Source organism: Corallococcus sp. AB049A, assembly GCF_003668885.1.
In the GTDB taxonomy this organism is placed as follows: domain Bacteria; phylum Myxococcota; class Myxococcia; order Myxococcales; family Myxococcaceae; genus Corallococcus; species Corallococcus interemptor.
This window is the reverse complement of the sequence record NZ_RAWL01000013.1, coordinates 40,367-46,865: the sequence shown is the minus strand read 5'-3', so window position 1 is coordinate 46,865 and position 6,499 is coordinate 40,367. Positions and strand designations below refer to the sequence as shown.

General features: G+C 68.4%; 7 protein-coding genes. 4 read left to right on the top strand and 3 right to left on the bottom strand.

Features of this window, described 5'->3' with window-relative positions:
- Positions 1 to 52 precede the first annotated feature (52 nt).
- The gene (locus D7X55_RS02885) at positions 53 to 937 is read right to left on the bottom strand and encodes a hypothetical protein (protein ID WP_120549024.1); all 885 of its coding nucleotides are present in this window, start codon (positions 935 to 937) and stop codon (positions 53 to 55) included.
- A 162-nt stretch (positions 938 to 1,099) separates the two neighbouring features.
- On the bottom strand, positions 1,100 to 2,233 hold the full coding sequence (locus D7X55_RS02880; protein WP_120549054.1) for an aminotransferase class I/II-fold pyridoxal phosphate-dependent enzyme: 1,134 nt from the start codon (positions 2,231 to 2,233) through the stop codon (positions 1,100 to 1,102).
- 160 nt (positions 2,234 to 2,393) lie between these two features.
- On the opposite strand from D7X55_RS02880, the gene D7X55_RS02875 reads away from it, so the two are divergent.
- Together D7X55_RS02875 and D7X55_RS02870 are read left to right on the top strand one after the other, a co-directional pair.
- Positions 2,394 to 2,903, top strand: a complete 510-nt coding sequence (locus tag D7X55_RS02875) for a peroxiredoxin (RefSeq protein ID WP_120549025.1) — start codon at positions 2,394 to 2,396, stop codon at positions 2,901 to 2,903.
- 35 nt (positions 2,904 to 2,938) lie between these two features.
- Positions 2,939 to 3,979, top strand: coding sequence for an SDR family oxidoreductase (locus D7X55_RS02870; RefSeq protein WP_120549026.1), 1,041 nt, complete (start codon positions 2,939 to 2,941; stop codon positions 3,977 to 3,979).
- 12 nt (positions 3,980 to 3,991) lie between these two features.
- Here D7X55_RS02870 and D7X55_RS02865 read toward each other — a convergent pair whose 3' ends face one another.
- A complete protein-coding gene (locus D7X55_RS02865; protein WP_121722152.1) occupies positions 3,992 to 5,101 on the bottom strand; it encodes an MJ1255/VC2487 family glycosyltransferase in 1,110 nt (369 codons plus the stop codon).
- A gap of 73 nt (positions 5,102 to 5,174) precedes the next feature.
- Between D7X55_RS02865 and D7X55_RS02860 the strand changes: the two genes are divergently transcribed.
- Positions 5,175 to 5,471, top strand: a complete 297-nt coding sequence (locus D7X55_RS02860) for a hypothetical protein (RefSeq protein WP_121722151.1) — start codon at positions 5,175 to 5,177, stop codon at positions 5,469 to 5,471.
- Positions 5,472 to 5,599: 128 nt separating this feature from the next.
- Entirely contained in the window at positions 5,600 to 6,499 is a 900-nt protein-coding gene (locus D7X55_RS02855; protein ID WP_121722150.1) for a LysR family transcriptional regulator, read from the top strand.

The window sequence follows — 6,499 nt, the reverse complement described above, 5'->3', positions numbered from 1 at the left end:
CGTCGGGGGTCATCATCGGGCTTCGCCGGAGGGGGCGGGGGAAGCCTTCAGTCTAGTACGCGTACGTGACCATGTACTCGCGCACCTTGCCGACGATGCCGCCCCAGTTGCCGTTGGCGTAGTGGTTGACCGACTCACTGTCGTCGCGCCACGCCACCGAGTGGTAGCTCCACTTCGCCCGGCCGTCGCTGCACGCGGCCGTGCCCGTGGTGAGCGTGCCGCCGCAGAACCAGTCGCCCGGGTTGCAGTACGACCCGTTGCCGGTGCCGGACACACCGCCGGTGGAGTGGTAGGCCACCGCCTCGTCGTCCTGGCCCGGGAGGATGCCGGAGTACGCCGTGCCCTTGGAGGCGGCGAACATGTAGAACCACGTGTTGCGCGTGGTGTTGTGGTTGTACATGGCGCGCGCCGTGGTGGTGACCAGGTCGCTCACCAGGGGCTCGCTCACCGCCCAGTCGCCGTGGTCCGCCAGCTCGCTGCCGCCGCCCGCGCCGGACGCCACCGCCACCCACTTGATGTTCCAGCCGGTCTGCGTGGCCGTGCCCGCGTTGCCGCATTCGCCGCTGCTGTTGGGGATGGCGTTCTTCACCTGCCGCGTGCTGCCGCCGTACAGCGCCAGCGCGTAGCCGATCTGCAGGTCACCGGCGCTGTGCGCGGCGATGTAACAGGAGTTGGTGCCCGTGCAGAAGCAGTCCAGCGCGTTGCGGATGCGGTAGTTCTCCGCGCCCACGCGCTGCGTGCCGTTCCAGTTGACCGCCTTCTTGTTCACGCCCGCCGCGGTGGTGGACGGCCCCCAGTAGCTGAAGTCGTTGTAGTTGCCCGGCTGCGTCGAGCCGCCGTTGCGGCCGTGGATCCACAGCGTGTAGTTCGTCGCGGCGGCCTCGGTGCCCACCAACAGCGTCGCAACGGTCACGGCCGCGCCAATCAGCATCTTCATCGGAGTGTGTCTCCTGGCCTCTCGGGGGGATGAGAGGGCTTTTACGCACGGCCCCAGGCCGGGCGAGGGGACAACCACTCTAGGGGTTGTTTCAGTTGAAGGCGATAAGCCGAAAGTCCAGTGGTCAGTGGAAACCCTGACGCACCGCGCTGGCGTGAAACGTTACTCCTGCGCGTCCAGCCCTCCCTCTCGTACGAAGCGTTCCAGGCGCTCCAGTGCTTCCAGCAGGTTGGCGCGGCCCAACCCCAACCGGAAGTGATTGCCCGGAAAGCCATACACATGGCCTGGCAACAGCAACACACCCTCACGGGTAATCAGTGACTCAGTGAAACGTGCCACCGGGATGTTTCGTAGCAGACGGGGGAAGGCCACGCTGCCGGCGCGCGGGCGCACCCAGTGGAAGGTGTCCGCGTGGCGCGCGAAGAAGTCATCCAGCCGCGCGAGGTTCGCGGTGAGCAGGCCGCGGCTTCGCTCCAGCACGCGGTCGCGGGCGCGCAGCGCGATGAGGGCCAGCTGCTCGCTGGGGGCGCTGTTGCACAGCGACGTGTAGTCCTTGAAGGCGCGGCAGCGCGCGAGCAGCTCCTGGTCCCTGGTGGCCAGCCACCCCACGCGCAGGCCCGCGAGGCCGAACGCCTTGGACATCACGCCCAGGCTCACGCCTTTTGGAAAGCACGACGCGGCGGGCGGCAGCGTGTCGTTCGGGTCGTACTCCAGCAGGCGGTACACCTCGTCGGAGAAGAGGTGGATGCCGCGCTCCTCGCACAGCGCGCACAGCTTCTGGAACGTCGCGCGGTCCGGCAGCGAGCCCGTGGGGTTGTGCGGGAAGTTCACCACGACCATGCGCGTGTCCGGGCGCAGCGCCGCGGTGAGCGCGTCCAGGTCCAGGGCCCAGCCGTCCTCCTCGCGCAGGGGCAGCAGCGTCACGTCCGCGCCGGTGGCGCGCGCCACCTCGTACAGCGACTGGTAGCCCGGCCAGGTGACGACGGCGTGCGTGCCGGGCCCCATCAGGACGTTCATCGCGACGAACAGGGCCTCCTGCGCGCCCGCGAAGGTGAGGACGTCCTCCGGGAACAGGCCCGGGTACATGCCGGCGATGGCGTCGCGCAGCGCGGGCAGGCCGGCCGTCTCCGTGTAGCCGAGCGTCAGCCCGTCCCAGCGGGCGCGGTCCTCCGGCGACGCGAGCGCCAGCAGGTCCGCCATGCGCCAGCCCTCGATGTCGGAGGAGCACAGGAGGAAGGGCGCGGCGAACTCCCAGCGCGCGAAGTACCGCTCCAGTTCGAAGTCGGGAATGCGCATCACGTCCTCCATGCCCGCCTGCCCACCGGCGGGCGGAGCGGACAACAGTCCTTGCCGGACAGGCGAGCGGACGGGCGCGCCGCCGGGAGCAGCCGGTGACGCATGCATAGCTTGAGTCACGTCCCGTTGAAGCGCTTTCCACTTCCCATAGGGAGCCCGTATGGCCTCGACGAAAATCCCGCTCACGCTCCTGGACCCGGATGGCGGGTGGGTGAATGCCCCCGTCCACGTCTCGGAGCTCGATGGACTGCCCGTCCTCCTGCACTTCTGGACCATGGACTGCGAGGACTGCGCTGAGCAGTTCGAGGCCGTGAACCAGTGGGTGGTGGACTACGGGCCCAAGGGCCTGAAGGTCATTGGCGTGGACGTCACCCACGACGAGACGGAGCTGCGGGACACCAACAAGGTGGAGGGCTTCGCGCGCGAGCACGGCCTGCGCTACCCCATCGCCATGGATGACGGCTCCATGGCCAAGGCCTACGGCGTGGACAAGCACCCCGCCTTCCTCCTCTTCGGCACGGATGGACGGCTGAAGAACCGCATTGGCGGCAAGGACGCCCTGCGCCGCGTGCGCAAGCTGCTCAAGGACCTGCCCGGCCAGGAACAGCCCGCGCTGCACGGCGAGGTGTCCCGCGAGCAGGAGGACCAGGCCGCGGCCTCCAATCCCTGAGCCTTCCACCCTTCCCTCCCCTGGAGAGTCGCACCATGGCTGACCGACGACACACCGAGCGAAAGGGCTTCTCCCTGGGCGCGATTGCCGCCGGGGTGGGGGCCGCCGTGGGGCTGACGCGCGCGCTGCGGCCGCGCTACAGCTTCAAGGGCAAGACGGTCGTCATCACCGGAGGCTCCCGGGGGCTGGGGCTGGTGATGGCGCGCATGTTCCTGAAGGAAGGCGCGCGCGTGGCCATCTGCGGACGCGACGTTGAATCGCTCAAGCGCGCCCACGCGGACCTGGAGCGCCTGGGCGGCGAGGTGCTGACCCTGCGCTGCGACGTGCGCGACCAGGTGCAGGTGGACGCCATGGTGGGCGCCGTCCACGAGCAGTGGGGCGCGGTGGACGTGCTCATCAACAACGCGGGCGTCATCATGGTGGGCCCGCTGGAGTCCATGACGCTGGAGGACTTCGAGGAGGCGGTGGACGTCCACCTGTGGGGTCCGCTGTACACGACGCTCGCGGTGACGCCGGACATGAAGGCGAAGGGCGAGGGCCGCATCGTCAACGTGTCCTCCATGGGCGGCAAGCTGAGCATCCCGCACCTGGTGCCGTACTCCGCCAGCAAGTTCGCGCTGGTGGGCCTGTCGGACGGGTTCCGCACGGAGCTGGCCCAGGACGGCATCCGCGTGACGACGGCGTGCCCGTCCCTCATCCGCACCGGCAGCCCGCGCAACGCCAACTTCAAGGGCGACCACGAGAAGGAGTACGCGTGGTTCCACGTGAGCAATTCGATGATGGGCGTGTCCATGAGCGCCGAGCGCGTGGCGCGAAAAATCATCGAAGCGTGCCGCCGCGGTGACGCGGAGGCGCTGGTGGGCATGCCCGCGAAGCTGGGCGCGGTGGGCCGGGCGCTGGCGCCCAACCTCACCGCGCGCGTGCTGGACGTCGTCAACCGGATGCTGCCCCAGGACAGCACCCCGGAGCGCTACAAGGGCCACGAGAGCGAGACACCCCTCACCCGCTCCTGGCTCACGGAGATGAGCCGCCGCGCGGCGGAGCGCAACAACGAGAACGAGGTGTCCCTGCACTGACGGGAAGGCCGCTCAGGCCTTGCCGTCCATCTCCGCCAGCTCCATGCGCCAGTGGCCGCGGTGCTCGTACGCCTGCGCCAGCTGATCATTGAGCGCGGAGAGCATCTTCACGTTCCCGTCCTGCTCGTAGCCCTTCAGGGCCTCCGCGCAGGCGGGCACGCGCGACAGGAACGTCTTCAGCGCGTCCTGGCTCAATTCCTTCACATACATGCCGTACCCCAGCTTCTCCAGGTACAGGGCATTGAGCACCTGCTCGAACTGGCCTCCCACGGGGATGCTGAGCAGCGGCTTGTGCAGATAGACGGCCTCGCTCATCAGCGTGTAGCCCCCTCCCGCCACCACCGCGCGCGCGGTGCGCAGGTCGTCGATGAAGCCCGCCTCGCTGAAGGGACGGTAGGTGAGGTTGCCCTCCACCACGTCCTCCTTGATGTCGCGGCGGATGCCATACACGCGGCACGGCACGCCGGACTGCTTGAGAATCTCCTGCAGGTGCGTGTTCGTCGTCGACGTCTGGTACACGAGCAGGTGCTCACCGGGCTCCGGCTTCGCCGCCAGAATCTCCGGCCGCAGGATGGACGGCGCCAGCGTGGTGCGGCGCTTGCGCACGGGCGGGTAGAAGAACGTCGTGGTCAGGTAGTGGAAGGCCCCGGGCAGCTTCGCCTTCACGATGGCGCGTGAGGCCTCGAAGCTCTCTTCGTGGCCCGCGAGCAGCGCCGGGTCGTGCGTGCAGCGGTTGATGATCTGCATGTTGTCCACGCTGATGACGGGCAACCTGTGGCGCTTCGCGAACAGGTAGCTGAACGTCTCGAAGTCGCTCACCACCACGTCCGGCTTGAAGCCCTCCACCAGGTCGAAGTACTGGCGCACGTTCTGCGGCCAGCCCGCGACGGCGCCCTGCAGGTTCTGCAGCACCGTCTGCCACTTCTTCACCGAGTTGCCTTCGTACGCGATGGTCAGCCCCCAGATGCCGTGCACGTTCTGGAAGCGCTGGGCCAGGTAGTGCTGCGCGCGGCCCGACACCACGATGTGGACCTCGTGTTCCTTCGTCAGCGCCTCCAGCAGCACGCGCGAGCGCGTGGCATGGCCCATCCCTTCGCCGACGACCCCATACAGGATTCGCATGGTCCGGAAGCATACGCCCGGGACACCCTCCCCTGTCCCCTCCAGGCCGGGACGGTGCTACGCCTCCCGGTCCATGACCTCCCTGCCCTCGCCCCGGGGTGCCTCCGTCCTGCGCGCCGCGGCGTTCGGCGGCATCGCGGGCCTCATGCTGGGCGGCCTGGGGCTGCTCGGGCTGGGTGTGCGGGCCCTCTTCGCCCCCGAGGACTGCGCGAAGCTGTCCCCGCAGGAGTGCCAGCTCCTCCATGAGACGGACCGGGACCTGGGCCGCGTGCAGACGCTCTCCGGCGGGGCGCTCGTCGCCCTGAGCGCCGCCCTCTTCGCCCTCACCCGCCCGCGTCCACCCGAGGACGGCCATGACTCCAGCGTTTGAGAGCCCAAGGATTTCGCCGCGCCGCGCAAGCAGCCAGGCACATTGTCCCTGTAGGTCATTTTCGCGGGCAGGGTAGGGCTACTAATTACCACTGGCCCGGCCATTAGGTTTGAGGGTAGGAGACGGCCATGCAGCTCGAATCATTGAAGATGTTCTGTGACGTGGTCGAGACGGGCTCTTTCTCGCGCGCGGCGCAGCTCAATCACGTGACCCAGTCGGCGGTGAGCCAGCAGATTCGCGCGCTGGAGAACCGCTACGAGCAGAAGCTGCTCTCGCGCAGCGCGCGTCAGGTGACGCCCACGCCCGCGGGCGAGCGCTTGTTCCGGGGCTGCAAGGAGATCCTGGCGCGCTTCGCGGAGGTGGAGCAGGAGATCCGCGAGCAGGCCACGGAGGTCCAGGGCGCGACCACCGTGTCCACCATCTACTCGGTGGGTCTGCACGAGCTGAACGTGGTGCAGAAGCAGCTGTTGAAGACGCACCCCAAGGTCAACATGCGCCTGAACTACCGGCGCAATGATCAGGTCTACGACGACGTGATTCTTGGCGCGGCGGAGATTGGCATCGTGGCCTACCCGCAGCCGCGCGCGGGCGTGGACATCCTGCCCTTCCGCGACGACAGGCTGGCGGTGGTCTGCGCGCCCAACCACTCGTTCGCGAGCAAGGCGAAGGTGAGCCTCACCGCGCTGTCGGGCGTGCCCTTCATCGCCTTCGACCGGGAGGCCCCCACGCGCAAGGCGCTGGATCGCCTGTTCCGCGAGAAGAACATCGACATCAATCCGGTGATGGAGATGGACAACGTGGAGACCATCAAGCGCGCGGTGGAGATGGGCCTGGGCGTGGCCATCCTCCCGATGGCCACGGCCCACGCCGAAATCAAGAACAGCACGCTGGTGGCGAAGCCCTTCGCGGAGGGGCCGGTGTCGCGCCCCATTGGACTGCTCATCCGCAAGGGCAAGTACCTGGACCGCGCGTCCGCCGCGGTGCTGGAGGCCTTCAAGCTGGTCTCCCAGATGCCGCAGGACGACTGA

Bases quoted from the DNA above. Each gene is read 5' to 3' on its own strand.
- D7X55_RS02885 (WP_120549024.1), bottom strand. From the start codon at position 937: ATGAAGATGCTGATTGGCGCGGCCGTGACCGTTGCGACGCTGTTGGTG.
- D7X55_RS02855 (WP_121722150.1), top strand. From the start codon at position 5,600: ATGCAGCTCGAATCATTGAAGATGTTCTGTGACGTGGTCGAGACGGGC.
- D7X55_RS02880 (WP_120549054.1), bottom strand. From the start codon at position 2,233: ATGCGCATTCCCGACTTCGAACTGGAGCGGTACTTCGCGCGCTGGGAG.
- D7X55_RS02860 (WP_121722151.1), top strand. From the start codon at position 5,175: ATGACCTCCCTGCCCTCGCCCCGGGGTGCCTCCGTCCTGCGCGCCGCG.
- D7X55_RS02865 (WP_121722152.1), bottom strand. From the start codon at position 5,101: ATGCGAATCCTGTATGGGGTCGTCGGCGAAGGGATGGGCCATGCCACG.
- D7X55_RS02875 (WP_120549025.1), top strand. From the start codon at position 2,394: ATGGCCTCGACGAAAATCCCGCTCACGCTCCTGGACCCGGATGGCGGG.
- D7X55_RS02870 (WP_120549026.1), top strand. From the start codon at position 2,939: ATGGCTGACCGACGACACACCGAGCGAAAGGGCTTCTCCCTGGGCGCG.